General features: G+C 32.6%; 14 protein-coding genes and 1 riboswitch. Of the genes, 6 read left to right on the top strand and 8 right to left on the bottom strand.

Annotation, left to right across the window (positions count from 1 at the left end; genetic code table 11):
* Positions 1-894, top strand: a complete 894-nt coding sequence (locus tag ABY298_RS06185; RefSeq protein WP_372745139.1) for a transglutaminase N-terminal domain-containing protein — start codon at positions 1-3, stop codon at positions 892-894.
* Between the two features lie 22 nt (positions 895-916).
* Here ABY298_RS06185 and ABY298_RS06180 read toward each other — a convergent pair whose 3' ends face one another.
* From ABY298_RS06180 to cobA, 8 genes are all read right to left on the bottom strand, one after another.
* Positions 917-1,906 (bottom strand): alpha-E domain-containing protein, encoded by a 990-nt coding sequence (locus tag ABY298_RS06180; RefSeq protein WP_372745138.1) that lies wholly within the window; start codon positions 1,904-1,906, stop codon positions 917-919.
* 10 nt (positions 1,907-1,916) lie between these two features.
* Complete coding sequence (locus ABY298_RS06175) at positions 1,917-3,380, bottom strand: circularly permuted type 2 ATP-grasp protein (protein WP_372745137.1); 1,464 nt, start codon at positions 3,378-3,380, stop codon at positions 1,917-1,919.
* A 207-nt stretch (positions 3,381-3,587) separates the two neighbouring features.
* Complete coding sequence (locus tag ABY298_RS06170; protein WP_372745136.1) at positions 3,588-5,015, bottom strand: rubredoxin; 1,428 nt, start codon at positions 5,013-5,015, stop codon at positions 3,588-3,590.
* 8 nt (positions 5,016-5,023) lie between these two features.
* Positions 5,024-8,542, bottom strand: a complete 3,519-nt coding sequence (locus tag ABY298_RS06165; protein ID WP_372745135.1) for a molybdopterin-dependent oxidoreductase — start codon at positions 8,540-8,542, stop codon at positions 5,024-5,026.
* 104 nt (positions 8,543-8,646) lie between these two features.
* Positions 8,647-9,327, bottom strand: a complete 681-nt coding sequence (locus ABY298_RS06160; protein ID WP_372745134.1) for a response regulator — start codon at positions 9,325-9,327, stop codon at positions 8,647-8,649.
* 106 nt (positions 9,328-9,433) lie between these two features.
* Positions 9,434-10,681 (bottom strand): alginate export family protein, encoded by a 1,248-nt coding sequence (locus ABY298_RS06155; RefSeq protein ID WP_372745133.1) that lies wholly within the window; start codon positions 10,679-10,681, stop codon positions 9,434-9,436.
* Between the two features lie 30 nt (positions 10,682-10,711).
* Entirely contained in the window at positions 10,712-12,127 is a 1,416-nt protein-coding gene (locus tag ABY298_RS06150) for an MFS transporter (protein WP_372745132.1), read from the bottom strand.
* A gap of 157 nt (positions 12,128-12,284) precedes the next feature.
* Complete coding sequence (cobA, locus tag ABY298_RS06145) at positions 12,285-13,061, bottom strand: uroporphyrinogen-III C-methyltransferase (RefSeq protein WP_372745131.1); 777 nt, start codon at positions 13,059-13,061, stop codon at positions 12,285-12,287.
* 121 nt (positions 13,062-13,182) lie between these two features.
* Here cobA and nirB point away from each other — a divergent pair, with 121 nt between their 5' ends.
* The 5 genes from nirB to ABY298_RS06120 all read left to right on the top strand — a co-directional run.
* Complete coding sequence (gene nirB, locus ABY298_RS06140; protein ID WP_372745130.1) at positions 13,183-15,699, top strand: nitrite reductase large subunit NirB; 2,517 nt, start codon at positions 13,183-13,185, stop codon at positions 15,697-15,699.
* 59 nt (positions 15,700-15,758) lie between these two features.
* Complete coding sequence (gene nirD / locus ABY298_RS06135; protein WP_372745129.1) at positions 15,759-16,136, top strand: nitrite reductase small subunit NirD; 378 nt, start codon at positions 15,759-15,761, stop codon at positions 16,134-16,136.
* A 23-nt stretch (positions 16,137-16,159) separates the two neighbouring features.
* A complete protein-coding gene (locus ABY298_RS06130; protein ID WP_372745128.1) occupies positions 16,160-16,744 on the top strand; it encodes a DUF4202 domain-containing protein in 585 nt (194 codons plus the stop codon).
* Positions 16,745-16,759: 15 nt separating this feature from the next.
* Positions 16,760-18,583 (top strand): ATP-binding protein, encoded by a 1,824-nt coding sequence (locus tag ABY298_RS06125; RefSeq protein ID WP_372745127.1) that lies wholly within the window; start codon positions 16,760-16,762, stop codon positions 18,581-18,583.
* 71 nt (positions 18,584-18,654) lie between these two features.
* Positions 18,655-18,758, top strand: a riboswitch (SAM riboswitch).
* 65 nt (positions 18,759-18,823) lie between these two features.
* Positions 18,824-19,686: homocysteine S-methyltransferase family protein (locus ABY298_RS06120; RefSeq protein ID WP_372745126.1), on the top strand; the 863-nt coding region annotated here is incomplete at its 3' end.

The following is a 19,686-nucleotide window of genomic DNA, read 5'->3' as shown; positions in this document are numbered from 1 at the left end:
ATGGTTTTTGAAATAATTCATACTACACGTTATAAATATGAGAACGGAGCTTCTTTTTGCCATAATTTAGCAACCTTAAAACCTAAAAATTGTTTAGGTCAGCAGCTTTTAAATTATAAGTTAAAAATAAGTCCTTCACCTAATGAATTTTCTGAAAGAGTCGATTTTTTTGGAAACACCATAACCCGATTTTCTATACAAGAATATCATGAGGATTTAGAAGTAACTGCCAAAAGCCGTGTGTATAGAAATTATGAAGAACAAGAGCAGATTTTTAAATTAAAACCTTATAAAAAAGTTACTGTAAAACAGACTAAAGAATGGTTAAAAGGTTTTGATAATGAGGTTTTTGAAGCTAAACAGTTTATATTAAAATCGCCGTTAATTTCAATTAATTTGGAAGAAATTAAGGCGTATGCAAAAATTTCATTTAGCGGAAAACGTTCTTTATATGAAGCTTCTTTTGAATTGATGGAGCGTATTTTTACTGATTTTGATTTTGTGTCTGGTTTTACAAGTATTGCCACACCTTTAGATGTTGTTATGAAAGAGAAAAAAGGTGTTTGTCAGGATTTTGCTCAAATAGCTATTGCATGCCTTCGTTCGGTTGGAATTCCAGCCAGATATGTAAGTGGTTATATTGAAACCTTACCACCAGAAGGTAAGGAGAAATTAATAGGAACCGATGCTTCTCATGCCTGGTTTTCGGTTTATATTCCAACTGTTGGCTGGGTAGATTTTGATCCAACAAATAATCAAATTCCAAAAAACCAGCACATTGTGGTTGCACATGGTAGAGACTATTTAGATGTGCCTCCTTTAAAAGGTGTTACCTATAGTTCTGGAAAAAATATAATGGAAGTGTCTGTTGATATTAGACCGGCTAAAGAGTAATAACGTTTCTATTTAATTTTTTTTATTGTTCTTGCGCTACAGGTTTTGTTTTTGAACTATGGTCAGAAATTTTAAAATAATTTTCTTCTAGTTTTTCACCAATTGTTACTAGTTTAGTAATTAAATTACTGATAAAACTTTCAATATTGTCATCAATTTCATCTATTAATTTATACTCAAATTCAGCTTTTAATTTACCAATTAAAAAGACAGGTGAATCTTTCGTTATTTTTTGTGTTTTTGCTAATATGGAAATATTTTTATCAATTTGATTTAAACAATTAATAATTGATCGTGGGCATTCTGAATTTAAAATTAAAAATTCTAATGTTGTAATTTTGGTTGGTGTTTTTTTGTAAAAGCGTCTCATCATATCATATGATGCTACGCATTTTAACAATGTAGACCATTGGTGGTTTGTATCTGCTTTGTTTTTATATAGCTTTTCTTCTGCAGAATAATCACTACATTTTGAATTTATAATGCGTGTTAATTGAAGAGCTCTTTCTAAATAAACACCCAACATTATAATGGCATGAATTTCATCATGTAAAAGAGTGCCTTGAATTTTACTTCTTAATTCGGATGTAAATTGAGTTATCATAGATGTAAAATCATACAATCCATTTTTTACAAATGCTTCAGGAGAATATCCTTTAATACTATGATTTATTCTGTTAAGTGATTCAAAAAGTTCGGTAGAAATAAGATCTCTAGAACTTTTGGCATTTTCATGGGCGCAACTAAAAGAATAAATAATTGAATATTGATTTTCTGGATTTAAACCTACGTTGTATAAAACATCTTCTTCTTTTAGTTTAATGTCTTTATCAACAATTTCATTGTTTGCCATATACATTATAGATCTTAACACAAATTGTCTGGATTGCGACAATTCTGTTGGAGCGTCTAAGGAAGAGAAATAATTAACATTTAAATATCTCGCCAAATGTTCTGAACGTTCTATATATCTTCCCATCCAAAATAGGTTATTTGCTACTCTTGCTAACATATATGCATTTTTATTTTAAAACCCAGGTGTCTTTTGAACCGCCACCTTGAGATGAATTTACTACTAAATTTCCTTTTCTAAGCGCAACTCTTGTAAGTCCTCCTTTTAAAACATAATCCTTATCTTTTCCTAACAAAGTAAATGTTCTTAGGTCAACATGTCTTGGTTCAAACGATTCACTATCCTCAATATAAGTTGGGTGTGTAGATAATGACATGATTGGTTGTGCTATATATTTTCTTGGATTTGCTTTAATGGTTTCCTGTACCTGTTTAATTTCTTCTTTTGTTAATTTGTTTCCAATTGAAATTCCATAACCACCAGATTCATCTACAGGTTTTACCACTAATTTATCTATATTATCTAATACGTAGCTTAATTCGTTTTTTCGGCTACAATGGTATGTGTGAACATTGTTTAAAATTGGGTCTTCACCTAAATAATATTTTATTATTTCTGGCATATATGTATAAATTGCCTTGTCATCAGCAACTCCTGTACCTGGTGCATTTACCAAGCAAACATTTCCTTTTTTGTAGGCTGAAAATAATCCTGGAACTCCTAAAACAGAATCAGCTCTAAATGCTAATGGATCAATAAATAAATCGTCAATTCTTCGGTATATAACATCTACTTTTTCCGGACCGTAAATAGTTTGTTTGTAAACAAAGTCATTTTCTACAAATAAATCTCTACCTTCTACTAAATCAATACCCATTTGTTTTGCCAAAAAAGTATGTTCATAATAAGCAGAATTATAAACTCCAGGAGTAATAATTACGCATACTGGATTGTCTACACCTTTTGGTTTTACAGACTCCATTATTTCTAATAAATTAGCGCCATAATCTACAACCCTTTGTGTGTTGTATTTGTTAAAAACCCCAAACAATGCGTGTTTTACTGCAGTTCTGTTTCCAATTACATAACTTACCCCAGATGGGCATCGAATATTATCTTCTAGAACGTAATAATTGCCATCAGAATGTTTAATTAAATCTGTTCCAGAAATATGATTGTAAATTCCTTCAGGTGGATTTACATCTTTCATTTGTGATAAAAAATTTACAGATGAACTTATGAGTTCTAAAGGAACAATGCCGTTTTTTATAATTTTTTGTTCATGATACAAATCCCATAAAAAAAGATTTAAGGCTTTACTTCGCTGTAAAACACCCGATTCTATAGTTGCCCATTCTTGTTGGTCTATAATTCTAGGAAATAAATCAAAAGGAAAAACGCGTTCTTGAACTTCATTTTCACCATAAACCTGAAAAGTAATTCCTAAGTTAAAAAAGGAATCTTTTGCCTTGTTATTTAGCTGGTCAAATTCAGAAACAGAATGTTGGCTAAATAATTTAAACAGGGTTTTATAAATATCTCTTACTTCATTGTTTTTTATGAATAGCTCATCATAAAAATTTGAATCAAATTCATAAGACGAAAATAGCGGGAGTTTGAGTATGTTTTTCAAATTTCAAATTTTTATAAATGTATAAAATATTTATAAAAACAATGAGATTGTTGAATTTATTTTTTTTAAAATAGAGTATTAATAAAAAATATTTAATAAAATAGTAAAACAATTAAAAATAGTATAATTTAAGGTGTTTAAAAAGTACTGGGTTTGTTTTAAAACTAAAAAAGCACCTGCTTTTTAATTTAATACTTTTTGGTTTTACTAAATTTTTACCAGTTTATAAGTGTCTTTTAAGGCTTCACACACCGAGCATTTATAGTTGCTAGGTAAATTTTCAAACAAAACACCACTTTCTATATTGGCAATTGAGTCGCCATAATCGCTGTCGTAAACTGTCATACATGCTGAGCATTGATATACTTCTTTAGCAGCTTTTGTTTCAGTTGTTTTTTCTTTATCGGTTGCATCGGTTTCTTCACCTAAATGTTCAAAATACAATTTACTTAGTTCCATTAATAAACCAGGTAATTCCATTTTATCAACATCTTGTGCGTATGAAATATATGCCTTGGTATTTGGGTTGAAGTTTTTACAATATAATAAATTGTACGTTGGTCTAATTTGAAAGTCTTTTACTATAGTTGGGACTTTGTTTTTTTCTATAACTGTTGAAGTAAAATACGTTTCTCTATTTTCGCGGTCGTCTATTCCAAAGGTTAAACCGTAAGTACTAATATCGTTTTGGTCAAAGTTGCGGACAATAAATTTTTTCAATTCCAACGCTTCTTTGTCATCTACAGGCAAGTGCCAGTTTAACTCTAAAGAAGAATGACGAACGTTTATACCTTTTCTTCCTAATAATTTTTCTAAACCTAGTTTGTATTTTTTATTTAATCCTTTTATAATAAATGATTTCCAAGGTGTTATACAAATTTTACCAACACGACTTTCTAAACAGAAATCGCAAAATTCTTTTAAAAAGGTTAGGTCATATTCGTTGTTTCTCCAATACAAACCTAACCAATATTCGCTAACACCCATTTTATTCATTCCTTCGTAATAAGGAAAAGGGTGAAAAGGAATGTCTAATTTTGTATCGTAAGTCTTGTTATTTGTTTCAATTTTTTCATTGATTAAATCGAAAAGTAGCTTAATATCGGTGGTTTCTTCATAAAACTCTTCAATAGCTTCAGCAATTTTAGGAATGTCCCAACTGTAAATCAACACAGGGTAATCTACCTCGCCACCCCAATTTGGTAAATTTAAGTTCAGGTACCAATAATCCTCATTTTCTGAAGCGATAAAATTTATTTGTCCATTAAATAAAGGAACCAACTGTTGTTTTGGGTCAGTAATATTTACTTTTAAGGTAGGAGTGTACCTAAATTGCTCTAAAATATATAAATACGTAGAACCTTTTAACCACGCTGTTGAAGGTAAAATATCAGCCGAAACATACGAACAAACAATGTTTTGGTAGTTTCGTTTTAAACTGTTGTCAATAACAAAGTTTGGATATTGATCGGTTATTTCTTTGTTGGTTTCTTTATAAGGAAATAAAATATCTTGACGAGAACCAAATTTAATAGTAGACAAGCCAAGACTTTCAGCCATTTTAATTATTTGTTTTAACTCACCTGGCGATAAAACACCACCTTTAATAAAAATACGTTGCAATTTACTTCTCATAATGCTACTTATTTATTTTTTAATAAAATTTCATGAACCTCTGGTTTGCAACTTCCGCAGCCTAATCCAGCGCCAGTAGATGAGCACAATTCATTAAAATCTTTACATCCTTTTTTTATTTCTTCAATTAAATTTCCATCACCAACCTGACTGCAAGAGCACACTAATTTTCCAATTACAGGAACTGAGTTGCTTTTCCCTCGAAGTAGTTCCGTTCGTTTTTCTGATAGTTCTATTTTATCCTCAATAAAGCGTTTAAATTCGGCAAATTCATTTTTATCACCCATTAAAACAGCACCTAATAATAGGTCGTTTTTAACAATACATTTTTTGTAGAAATGTTGCGAAACATCTTTTAAAATAATTTCTTCATACGAAGGATCATTTTTAGGTGTGCTTACCATACCAATACTACATAAATCAAGGTCTTCAAACTTTAAAATATTCATTAAAACGGAGCCTTTATAAATGCTGTTGTAGTCGCCTAAAATAAACTTTGCAGCAATATCAGCTTGTTGTTCAGCAGCTGAAGTAATTCCAAAAAGTTGATTTTCAAACTCGGCAATTTCACCCAAAGCAAAAATTGTAGGGTCGCTAGTTTGTAAATATTGATTTACAATTACACCTCTTGAGTGGGCTAAGTTAGCACCTCTTGCAAGTTCAATGTTTGGTGAGGTTCCAATAGCATATACAATAGCGTTGGCGTTAATTATTTTACCAGTTTTTAATGAAATTGAAATTCTGTTTGGTGCAATATCATCTTCAAACACCGTACTTACCTCGTTATCAAAATAAATTTGAATCCCTCGTTCTTGTACATTTTCAGCTAATAAGGTACTTGCCACGCGGTCTAGCTGACGTTCCATTAAACGTGGTGCACGTTGTACAATGGTAATGTTTATGTTTTTCTTTTTTAGTGAAGCGGCTAATTCCAATCCTAATAAACCACCTCCAACAATAACTACATGTTGTTCGTTTTCAGGCAATCCAGTTCCTTTTAAATAATTACGAAGATTGTCGGCATCCGATTTGTTTCGCATTGTAAAACGACCAGGTAACTGTAAATGTGCATCTTTAGGAACGAAAGCTCTACTTCCGGTAGCCATTATTAACAAGTCGAAATGATGTTTTACCTTGTTGCTGTCTATAATATATTTTTCTTCAGAATTTACTTTTTCAATTTCAACTCCGGTATGAAGATCTAGTTTTAGTTTTTCAACTTCTCCCTTTTTTAATTTCAAAAGTTGTTCCCAAGTAAGGTCTTCACTTACATATTCGGGAAGTAAAACTCTGTTGTAAAATGGATTTTCTTCTTTTGAAAAAACGGAAATTTCATCAATTTCATTTTGTACTCTGTAGGTGTGAACAAAGCGATAAGCAGCTGCTCCAGCACCAATTACACATATTTTTTGCTTTTCTTTAGTATGTCGTGCCACTTGAACCGCCGCATATTTAAAGTCTGGTTCTTTTGAAACAGGATCAATTAAATTGTTGGTTAAGTTGTTGGCTCTTCCAAAAGTATTCCCTTTAATTTCGCCCCAGTGCATTGGTAAATGAACCACGCCTTCTTTTACGTCAAAACCAAGTTTTACTTTTACGCGTACATTTCCACGATTGTTAGAAATAGTAACAATGTCGCCATTATTAATTTTGCGCTCCATAGCGTCAATTCTATTCATTTCTAAAAATGGCGCAGGAATGTGTGTGTTTAATCGGTTAACTTTTCCGGTTTTAGTTCGGGTATGCCATTGATCTCTAATACGACCTGTAGTTAAAATCAATGGAAAATCTTTTGAAAGTTTTTCAGACTGATTTAAAATATGAGTTGGCGTGTTAAAATGTGCTTTTTTATCAAGAGTTTCAAATTGTCTATCTAGAAAAAGACGAGGTGTTCCAGGGTGTGCCGAATGTGGTACAGGCCATTGAAAACTTCCTTCTTCAATTAATCGAGCGTGTGAAAGTCCCGAAATATTAATATTTGTTCCTTTGGTTAATAAACAATGTTCGTCGTAAACCTGACTAACATTATCGTAATCAAATCCTTGGAAATTCATTTTTTGGGCGAATTTCCATAAAATTTCTGCATCAGGTAAGGCTTCTCCAGGGGCATCAATAACTTTTGGTAAATAACTAATTCTTCTTTCAGAATTAGTCATAGTACCTTCCTTTTCAATCCATCCTGCGGCAGGCAATAATAAATCGGCATACTTTGTGGTTTCAGAATTATGTGAAATATCTTGAACAACCACAAAATTTGCTTTTTTCAAAGCACGTTCTATTTTGTTAGAATCGGGTAAACTTACAACTGGATTGGTACAAATTATCCAAATTGCTTTCAGTTTTCCGCTATCCAAAGCGTCAAACATTTCAGTTGCTGTTAAGCCTGGTTTTGGAGAGATAGGATTACTTCCCCAAAAATTAGCCACATCAATTCTGTCTTGTTCGTTCAATAAGTTTTTATGAGCAGCTAATAAATTTGCCATTCCGCCAACTTCTCGTCCGCCCATTGCGTTTGGCTGACCAGTTAACGAAAATGGTCCTGAACCCGGTTTTCCAACGTGCCCAGTCATTAACGAAAGATTTAAAAGTGCAATGTTTTTATCAACACCAATAACACTTTGGTTCAATCCCATTGTCCACATAGAAATAAATCCAGTGGCTTTTGCAATGTAACCTGCAGCTTTTTTTATGTCATTTAATTCAACCCCGCAAATAGCTGCAGCGTCTTTTAATGATGTTTTATAAACAAGTTCTTTATAATTATCTATACCTGTTGTATGGTGTTTTATAAAGTAATTGTTGATGTTGTTTCTTTCAAATAATCGACGAGCAATGGCGTTGTAAAGAACTACATCGGTGCCCGGATTAATTTGTAAATGTAAATCTGCAATTGAGCTTGTTTGTGTAACTCTAGGGTCAACCACAACAATTTTTATATTCGGATTTTCCTCCTTGTGTTTTTCTAATCTTCTAAATAAAATAGGGTGACACCACGCAGGATTTGCACCCGCAATTAAAAAAGTATCAGCTAGTTCAATATCTTCATAACTAATGGGAACATTGTCGTCGCCCAGTGTTTTTTTGTAGCCAACAACAGCCGAACTCATACAAAGTCGTGAGTTGGTATCAATATTATTTGTGCCAATAAAACCTTTGGTTAACTTATTAACTAAGTAGTATTCTTCGGTTAAACATTGACCAGAAACATAAAAACCAACGCTATCGGGACCGTGTTTATCAATAATACTTTTAAATACCGCTGCGGCTCTGTCAAAAGCAGTATCCCAACTTACACGTTTTAAAGGGTGGTTTTTGCTCCAGCGCATTTCAGGATACAAAATACGATCAGATGTATCTTGTGCTACGTAATTTAAATTCATCCCTTTGGAACAAAGCATCCCTTTGTTTACAGGATAATCTGGATCACCTGTTACAGAAATATTACCATTAGAATCTTGATTAACTAATATTCCACAGCCTACTCCACAATAGGAACAGATAGTTTTATGTGGTTTTGATATTGACATACTTACGTATTTTTAAATGTAATGATACAACAAAAATAATAAAAAATACGTATAAATACGTATATAAATACGTATTTATTTAAATAATTTTTTTGAAGTTCAATTTAAATGAGATTTAATTCCTTGGCTACTGATGAAAGTTCTATTAAATTCTTTACGTCTAACTTCTTCATTAAGTTAAATCGGTGAGTTTCAATAGTTCTTTTGCTTTTATTTAATTCTTCTGAAATTTCCTTATTGGTTTTTCCCAATAAAACTAAATGTAATATTTCAATTTCTCGCTTGGTAAGTGTATGGCTTTCATTGGTTGAAGCTGAATTGGTTTCAGTATTTGTTGCGGTTGGTTGGGTGTCCGACTTTTTAAGTAAGTTGTTAACAATTACGTTGCTAATATCGCCACTAAAATATTTGTCGCCATTATAAACCGTATAAATTGCCTTTAAAATCTCAGCTTTGCTAGAATCTTTTAATAAATAGCCCATTGCCTTAGCATCAATAGATTCTAAGATATATTCTTCCGAATCGTGCATAGAAAGTACAATGGCTTTAATTTTTACGGAGTCTTTATTGATGATTTTTAAAGCTTCAATACCGCTCATTATAGGCATTCTAACATCAATAATAAGAAGATCTGGTTGTTTTTCTTCAACCAATTTAATAGCGTCTAAACCATTAGATCCTTCGCCAATGACAACTAGGTTTTTTTCTTCTTCTAATAAGTATTTTATACCATCGCGCACAATAGCGTGATCGTCTACTAGTACAATTGAAATTTGTTCGTTCAAAATAAGAATGTTTAGTAATACGAAGATACGTATAAAATACGTAATTTAAAACACCTCATTAGTTTTACGTAATGAGGTATTTTTATGGAGGGAGTAATTAAATTTATTATAAAAACTTTGGTTTGATTACAAGCATAACCCAAGCCCAGTTTTGGCTGTTAGCTGCTACGTTTTCAGCTACACCTTTTAGTTCGTACATACCATCGTTTGCGAACATTTGAGAATATCCTGCAACAAGAGTGTATCCTTTGAATTTTTTAGAAAAAACTAAGTCTATTTCTGTTCCTAATGATTTTTCGCCACTAGCTAATTCTTGTTCTCCCGAAAAGTTTAAAGCTTGAACTAGTAAGCTGGCATTGTTTCCAAGGTTGAAATTAGTGCTTGCGTGAATATCAACCAAACCAACTGAATTTGCGTGATTACCTACGTAAAAATAATCCATAACCCCATTAAATTTGTGGTTTGTACCGTATAGAGGGAAGAAAGCTCCGGTTTCTCCAGCTCCACCATCATTTCCGCTAATAATTTCAGTTCCTAATCCAAGAGTTACCTTGTCAGAAGCCTTGTATGAAAAATCTAAACTAGCTAAGTAAGCTCCTTTTACATCAACATCGCCCTGTCTTTTTCCAGATTGAATAAATAGGTTTGCCTCAGCTCCAAATTTTGCTTTTTTGTAAGTTAAATGTGTTCCAATAGTTTGTAAATAACTTACATCACCAGTTTCTTGAAAACCATTATTCATAGCTAATAAACTTCCTGAAAAGGTGTTCCAACTATTTTTTAAATAACCATATTGCATAGTTTTGTAAGAGAAAAACCCAGTAGTTGCATAATTGTTGCCTGCGCTAATAAAACCTGATGGGTTGTTGTAATCTTGATTGAAGGCTAATCCTAAATCAAATAGAAAAGATCCTTTTTTGTGTTTTAAAACAGCTGCATCGTGGTTACGAGCTTGTTGTGTCCAATCTACGCCTCCCATAATTCGTTGATCGTCATACGCAATGGATTGGCGACCTAACTTTACGGATGTGCTAGCGCCTAATTTTAAGTTTGCCCAAGCTTCAAAAATAGCAAATGAATTGTTGTCGTCTTCAGGTTTTAATTGTCTGTTTTCGCCCCAAACCATAACATCTTGTAAGCTTATGTAGGTGTCAAAACCTTCCGATTTGTAACCAAAGTTTAAACGTGCTCTTGTTGAGGTTCCAAAACCTGGTTCAGAAGCGTCAGTAATAATTTCTCCAAAACCATTTCTGTATTCAGTTCTTGGTCGCAATTCACCGTCTAACGAGAATTGAGCGGTGCTGGTAATTGATGTAAAGACAGCTACCGTAAATAGTATAAATTTAAATTTCATATTTGTTCTTTAGGTGACTATTGTTTGTTGTTATTTATCGGCTAAAACCAATTTTGGTTCTTTGTAAGCTTCACTGCTTCCGGTTTCATCTTCTGTTGAGAATTTGATAGCTAAGGTGATTACTGAAGTAACAACAATTAAGCCTCCAATGATGAAAAATCCACTTGATACTGCTGAAGAAGAAGCGGCAGATTGTGCTGCTTGAATGGCTTCGGCACCTAAACCTTCGTTGGCTACAATTGCTGCTTTTTCGGCAACTGCAGATTTTGATTTTAACAACATAGCTGCTAAAAATGCACCAACATTTCCGCCGGCACCAACAATGCCAGAGATGGAGCCTATGGCTTTTTTATTAATAAATGGAACTACAGAGAATGTTGCACCTTCAGCCATTTGTACCGTTAAGCTAAATGCAACTAAAAATGCAATGGCTACAGATAATATGTTGATGCTGGAAAAAGTAGCTAACATAATACCTTCTATGGCTAGAATGGCAGCTAAAAATAATACGCGACCTCTTAAACCAAATTTCTTTCCAAAACGGTCTCCAAAAAAGCCACCTAACGTTCTTGCAAAAATGTTCATCAAAGCAAATGATAGTACAATATTACCTGCGGTAACTCTTTCTAGTTGAAAAGTGTTTTGTAGGTAATCGTCCATTGTTCCGTAAACTGTTAATTCAATTCCAAAACAGGCTGCGTATACTACAAATAAAATCCAAACTCTGTAATCTTTTAAAACTTCTAAAAACCCAACCTGATCTTTTTTAGAAACTGAAAGTTCTCCTTTTTCTCTTAATTCTTTAAAGTTTCCGTTAGGAGTGTCTTTTGTGAAGAAAAAGTACACAATTCCCATAATAAAACAAGTAACTCCGGCAATTACCATTGAGTATCTCCAAGCATCAGTTTCAGCAATTCCAAAGCTAACAACAGCTGCTGCAATAATTGGCATTCCAAGTCGGTTAGCGCCACCACCTAAATTTCCCCAACCTGCAGAAGTAGCATTAGCTGTTCCAACTACGTTAGGAGCAAACATAATAGAGGTGTGTACCTGCGTGATTACAAAAGATGCGCCAATAAAACCAATAAATAATCGGCAAATTAAAAATTGCAAGGGTGTTTGCGAGAAACCTATTAATATTACAGGTATGGCTCCAAGAGTTAATAACCAGGTGTAAACCAATCTTGGACCGTATTTGTCGCAAAGTTTACCAATAAGTAAACGCGCAAAAACAGTTCCTGTAACCGCTAAAATAATGGAATTCCATTTTTGATCAGGTGTTAATCCTAAATCTCTTACTACATCGGGCATAAAAGGTACAATACCAAACCATGCAAAAAAGCAAAGAAAAAATGCTATGGAAGTAATCCAAAAGGTTCTAGTTGCAATGCTTTTAAAATTTAATAATTCTAATTTTGTCGACTTTTCTAGTTTAATTGTTTTCATAATGCTAAAGTTTTACGAAACAAAAGTAAGTATAAATACGTAATTAAAAAATAAAAACTACGTAATTTACGTAGTTTTTATGAATCATATAATTTTTTACGAATTCAATTTTGAATAACTGAAAAAACAAAAGAATAATTTTATATATCGTTAAAATTTAAAAAGAGCCATTCAATACGCGTTGAATTTCTTCATCTAAAAATGCGCTATGTTCTGCAACAACATCACCAATAACAATAATTCCTGGAGAAGTATAGTCTATTTTATCAATAACGTTTTTGTAGTTGTTGATGGTTTCAATAGAGATGGATTCGTTTGGAAGTGATCCATTTTGAATAATTGCAAATGGTGTATGTTTGTGTCTAAATTTTTTGATTTCAGTAATTATTAGTGAAAAATTACGTAGTCCCATTAATATGACTAAAGTAGCAGAGGATTGAGCACCCAAAGAAATATCTTTTGAAATTTCTCCGTTTGAAGTTGTTCCTGTAATTACCCAAAAACTTTCGTTTACATTTCTTTTTGTAAGTGGTATTCCTTGTAATGCAGGTACTGCCAATGCGCTGCTTATGCCTGGAACAATTTCAGTTTCAATTGTGTATGATTCTACAAAGTCAATTTCTTCACTTCCTCTTCCAAAAACAAATGAATCACCGCCTTTTAAACGTACTACATGTCCATATTTAAAGGCTTTGTCAACCAGCAGTTGGTTTATTTCATTTTGATTAAAAGCGTGGTTGTTAAATCTTTTTCCTACATATAATGTTGGGGTATTTTTTTTTGCGTAGGCTAAAATTTCTTTGTTTACAAGTGCATCATATAAAATAAAATCTGCTTGCTCTATGGCTTTAATAGCTTTTAAAGTAATTAAATCTTTGTCTCCTGGTCCTGCACCTACTAAGGTTACTTTTGGATTGTTTTTTATAGTGTTCATTCCTTGTTTTTTAAGTGCTTAAATTGATTTATGGCAAAAATACGTAAAATATTTTAAAAATACGTAGTTATATTAAGTAAAAATACGTAGTTTTGTCAAATGATACTTAAATTTTAATAGTATGAAGACAATTTTAGTTATAGGAAATGGAATGGTAGGTTACAAATTTTGTGAAAAATTAGTGGCTAAAGAAGCAGCCAAGAATTTTAAAATAATCGTTTTTGGTGAAGAAAAAAGACCTGCGTACGATCGCGTTCATTTAAGTGAGTTTTTTCAGAATGGTGATGCAAAGGCATTGGAAATGGCACCGCGTTCTTGGTATGAAGAAAATAATATTGAGTTAATTACCAGTGAACGTGTTACGGATATTCATAGAGCTTCAAAAACCATATCTACAATTAATGAAAAAACATATTCATACGATTACCTAGTAATGGCAACAGGATCTTCACCTTTTGTTCCTTCAATAAAAGGAATTGAAAAGAAAGGGGTTTTTGTGTACCGAACTATTGAAGATTTGGAGGGGATGATGAGTTATGCTGCTGAACTTAAAAAGAAAAACTCTGAAGCAAAAGCTGCCGTTTTAGGGGGTGGTTTGTTAGGGTTAGAAGCTGCAAAGGCTGTTATGGATATGGGTTTAGAACCTCATGTTGTTGAGTTTGCAACTAAATTAATGCCAAGACAGTTAGATACGCGTGGTAGTAATGTGTTGAAAAACAAATTAGAAACTATGGGTATCAGTATTCACTTGTCTAAAGCTACCAATAAAATTTTGGGAGATGATGCTATTACGGGAATGGAGTTTGGTGAATACGATAAAATTGATGTGGAAATGTTGGTGGTTTCAGCCGGAATTAAACCACGTGATGAACTAGCTAAAACATGTGATTTGGCAATGGGTGTTCGTGGAGGTGTTATTGTAAATAATAAAATGCAAACCAACGACGAGTCTATTTTTGCTATTGGTGAAGTTGCTTTATATAATAATATGATTTACGGGTTGGTTGCTCCGGGCTACGAAATGGCTGATGTTGCTGTCGATCAAATTTTGGGTAAAACCGAAACTTTAATGAGTGCAGATATTGATATGTCAACAAAACTAAAATTAATAGGTGTTGATGTGGCAAGTTTTGGTGAGCCTTTTATGCCTGTTGAAAAAGGATATTCAATCTTGTTTGAAAACAAAACAAAAGATTTATATAAAAGAATTAACGTTAGTCATGACGGAAAAAAATTATTAGGAGGAATTTTAATTGGCGATGCGTCTGATTATAATATGTTTCACCAAATATATTTAAACGGACTACCAATTCCTGAAGATGCAGAAGAGTTAATTATTGGTAGTAGAGGTGAAGGAGGTAAGTCGTTTGGAAGTGCTATGGATATACCTAATGCTGCGCAGGTTTGTTCTTGTGAAAGTGTTACCAAAGGTGCTATTTGTGGTGCTATAAAAGATGATGGTTGCAATAGTTTAGAAGAAGTAATTGCCAAAACAAAAGTAACAACTGGTTGTGGAGGTTGTAAACCAATGGTGGTTGATTTAGTGAATCAAACCTTAAAATCATTGGGTAGAGAGGTAAAAGAGAATATTTGTGAGCATTTTGAATATACACGTCAGCAGTTATACGGCATATTAAAAGTTAAAAAAATTACCACTTTTGATGAGGCAATTGATACTTGTGGAAAAGGTGATGGATGTGAAATTTGCAAACCTTTAGTTGCTTCTATTTTTGCGAGTTTGTACAATGATACGCCTAATAAAGAGGAAGTTATCCAAGATTCAAACGATAAGTTTTTAGCGAATATTCAACGTAACGGTACATACTCTGTAGTGCCAAGAATTCCTGGTGGAGAAATTACGCCAGATAAATTAATCGTAATTGGTCAGGTAGCTAAAAAATACAATTTGTATACAAAAATTACAGGTGGTCAACGTATCGATTTATTTGGAGCGCTATTAAATGATTTACCTGCTATTTGGAAAGAGTTAATTGATGCAGGTTTTGAAAGTGGTCACGCTTACGGAAAATCGTTGCGTACAGTTAAAAGTTGTGTAGGTTCATCTTGGTGTAGATATGGTATGGACGAAAGTGTTGGCTTTGCCATTGAATTAGAGAACAGGTATAAAGGATTGCGTTCTCCACATAAAATAAAAGGAGGTGTCTCAGGTTGTATTCGCGAATGTGCCGAGGCTCGAGGTAAAGATTTTGGTTTAATAGCTGTTGAGGGAGGCTGGAACCTATATGTTGGTGGTAATGGTGGTGCTACTCCAAAACACGCATTGTTATTGGCAGAACAGATAGATAATGAAACTGTTATCAAATATTTAGACCGTTTTATGATGTATTATATTAGAACTGCGGCTCCATTAATGCGAACTTCAACTTGGGTTGAAAAATTAGATGGTGGTATTGAAGAACTTAAAAATATTGTAATAAACGACAGTTTAAATATTGCTGCAGAGTTAGAAGCTGAAATGCAAGGGTTAGTTGATGCTTACGAATGTGAATGGAAACAAGCTATTGAAAATGAAGATATTGTGGCTAAATTTAGGCATTTTGTGAATTCTCCAGATACCGATGACAATATTGTTTTTGTGCCAATGCGTGAACAATTACATCCTTCGGCTTGGGATTAAGATTTTGTAATAAATGAATCTGATAAAAATATTGAAGCAATTAACTTAAATAAACTACAATGGAAACAATTGAGCCAAAATATAAAACAGTAAAAGAAAGTGAAGTTACAACTTGGTTTAAGGCTGCTCCTGTTGACGCTTTTGCAAAAGATGGTGGCGTTTGTGTAAAATATAAAGACAAGCAAATAGCCGTTTTTAACTTTCAACGTAGGGGTAAATGGTATGCTTGTCAAAATCTTTCTCCATATAAAAAAGAGAATGTATTGTCTCGAGGAATGATTGGAGATCAAAACGGTATCCCTAAAGTTGCTTGTCCGCTGCATAAAAAAACTTTTTCTTTAGAAACAGGTGAAAATTTAAACGGAGATTTAGCTGCTATTGCAACTTATCCGGTTAAAATTGAAGACAACTTTGTGTATATCGGATTTTCTGAATAGATTTGGTTTTTTATTCAACCAAGATGCAATCAGAAAAATTCAATAAAGCAATAAAATTATTTGATGAAGCAAATTCATCAGATCCAAATACAGAAAATTTTGAAGGAAAGGAATTTCCAAAGGAATTATTATATGCGATGAGAATGACGGAGCAGTTGAATAAATTTGCTCCAAATTCATCTGAAGCATTACAATTAACGGTTCGTTGTCAGCATATTTGTAGATGGGAAATTCCACGTGATTCATATGAAATGAATCGTGTTGGTTACTTAAAATGGCGACAAGATTTAAAAGATTTTCACGCTAAAAAAGCTTCAGAAATTTTAAAAAGCGTTGGTTATGATGCGCAAACAATTGCTGATGTTGAATTTTTATTGTTAAAAAAACAATTGAAAAAAAATGCTGATACACAAACGCTAGAAGATGTAGTTTGTTTGGTGTTTTTAGAATATTACTTTTTAAAATTTTCAGAAAAATATTCAGAAGAAAAACTGATTGATATTGTTCAAAAAACCTGGAAAAAAATGTCGGAAAAAGGACATAAAGCAGCTTTAGAATTAAAATTGACTGATACGGCATTGGCTTTAATTACAAAGGCCTTGAGTTAAATTTAACAACTTTTTATGGGTAAAGAAAGCAATAGCATTTCAATAGATAATTCTACCTTTTTAAAATTTAGAAGGTTGTATTTATTGGCTTTTTTGCTTATTGCAGCATCTATTGTTATTGCTCAAATATTAATTCAAAAACACTTAAATTCTCAATTAAACGATTCTCGAATTGTAAATATTGCTGGTAGGCAGCGTATGTTGAGTCAAAAATTGGTAAAAGAAGTATTGTATTTAAACAATGCTACAACCAAAAAAGAGCGTTTAGAACATGTAGCAATTATTAAAAAAGACAACCAAACTTTTTTAAATGCTCATGTTAGTTTTCAAAACGAATTTAGTGAACTTCGAAATTTAATTCGTTCAAATCAAGAATTTCAACAGTTATTTAATCAGGTTGAAAAAGATCACAATCAAATTGTAACAATTTGCAATAGTATTTATACAATTGTTGTTGAAAATACTCAAGATTCAGCGTTGTTAATAGATGATAAATTAAATGAATTAGAACTTGTTGAGGGCAGTTTTTTACATAAAATGGACGAGATTGTGTTTAAATACGATGCAATAAGTCAGCAAAAAGTAGCCAAATTAAAGCAAAAAGAATACATTTTATTACTTATTTCGTTACTTATTTTATTGTTTGAAATATTATTTTTATTCAAACCTATTTCAATTCATATAAAAAAGGTAATAGGTGATTTGGTGCTTGCGCGAAAAGAAGCTCAAACAAAAGCTCAAAAAATAGAAGAATTATATATTGCCAAAGAAGCATCATTACAAGAATTACAAGGGTTAAATTATGCGTTGGATAATGCGGCCTTGTTTGCAAGTATAGCCCAAGATGGTACTGTTGTGCATATGAGTAAAAAATTTAACACTTTGTTGGGTGTTGAAAAACAAGAAGTGCAGGAGCAATTTGAAGAATTGTTGCAATTAGAGATAGGAGAACAGCAAACCATTAAAGAATTATTAAAAGGAAAACGACATTCTATTTGGGTGGGCGAATTGCAGGTACTTACCAAAAATAGCGAAAAATTGTGGTTGGAAATGTCAATTATTCCAATGAATCAGTTAAACTCAAATCAGAGAGTGTTGGTGTTGTGCAATGATATTACCCGACGAAAAGAATCGCAAAAAGTGATTGACTCGTTAAATGAACGACGATTCCAAGAGCAGGTAGATCTTCAAAAAAATCAGGCTAGCCAAATTGTTGAAGCGCAAGAAGAAGAACGAAAAAGAATTGCAAAAGATATTCATGACGGAATTGGTCAAATGTTAACAGCGCTAAAATTTAACATAGAATCTATAAATGCTGAAAATCCTGAAGCTACCTCACAAAAAGTTGCACGATTAAAAGATCTGCTAGGTAATTTAATAAAGGAGGTACGTACAGTTACTTTTAATTTAACACCATCAGAATTAATAGATTACGGTATAGTACCTACCATTCAAAAATTAGCAGATAGGCTTTCAGAGTTGACAGGTAAAATGGTATTGTTTGAAAATAAAACCAATTTTAAAGGTAGATTCGATTCTTTAGTTGAAACCAATTTGTATAGGGTTGTACAAGAAGCAGTTAACAACGCCTTAAAATATGCAGAATCAAATTATATTTTAATATCCATCAGTCATTCAGATCAGTTGTTAAGCATTGTTATAGATGATAATGGTAAAGGATTTGATCCTCAAAAATTAACAGCAACCAAAAGCGAAAGCGGAATGGGATTGTTCTTTATGAAAGAGCGAATTAACTACATAAACGGTAGGATTTTTATTAATAGTGAAAAAAATAATGGAACTCGTATTACAATTAATGTAAATCTGCCAAATTCATAAAAAAACTAGTAAGGTTGCATTTTAAAATTGTATTGTATTATATTTGCCGTTAAGTTCATAAACATTTCAATTAGTTATTAAGAAAGGCAGAGGGAATAGACCTGTTGAAGCCTTAGCAACCCTTTAAAACTAAAGAAGGTGCTACGTTCTACCATATTTTATGGACAGATAACATACATACTTAAAAAGTATCACTTCTTAATAACTTCCAAAAAATAATGTTTATGTAAAAATTTTAAAATGGAAGACATCAGAAAAATATTACAACATAAAATTTTAGTGCTTGATGGTGCTATGGGAACTATGATTCAACAGTATAAATTTACTGAAGAAGATTATAGAGGTGAAAAATTTAAAGATTTTCATATTTCAGTAAAAGGAAATAATGATATGCTTTCTATAACTCAGCCTGAAGCTATTAAAGAAATTCACGCAAAATATTTGGAAGCAGGTGCTGATATTATTGAAACCAATACTTTTTCAAGTACTACCATTGCAATGGCAGATTATGAAATGGAAAATTTTGTGTATGAATTAAATTTTCAGTCGGCAAAAATTGCAAAGGAAGTAGCAGATGAATTCACTAAAAAAGACCCAAGTAAACCTCGTTTTGTAGCAGGTTCAATTGGGCCAACAAATAGAACAGCAAGTATGTCGCCCGATGTAAATGATCCAGGTTTTAGAGCTGTAACTTTTGATGATTTACGAATTGCCTACAAACAACAAGTTGAAGCATTAATTGATGGAGGAGTTGATTTATTATTGGTGGAAACCGTTTTTGATACTTTAAACGCAAAAGCAGCGCTTTTTGCCATTGAAGAGGTGAAGGACGAGCGAAATATTGATATTCCAATTATGCTAAGTGGTACAATTACCGATGCTAGTGGAAGAACTTTATCTGGGCAAACCGCCGAAGCATTTTTAATTTCAGTAGCTCATATTCCTTTATTAACCGTTGGTTTTAATTGTGCCTTAGGTGCCAAACAATTAACACCACATTTAGAAGTATTGGCAAAAAATTCAAATTTAAAAATATCTGCGCATCCAAATGCAGGTTTGCCAAATGCTTTTGGCGAATATGATGAATCACCAGAAATGATGGC

This window comes from Lutibacter sp., assembly GCF_041596795.1.
Classification (GTDB): Bacteria; Bacteroidota; Bacteroidia; order Flavobacteriales; family Flavobacteriaceae; genus Lutibacter.
This window is presented reverse-complemented; position numbering and strand designations above follow the sequence as displayed.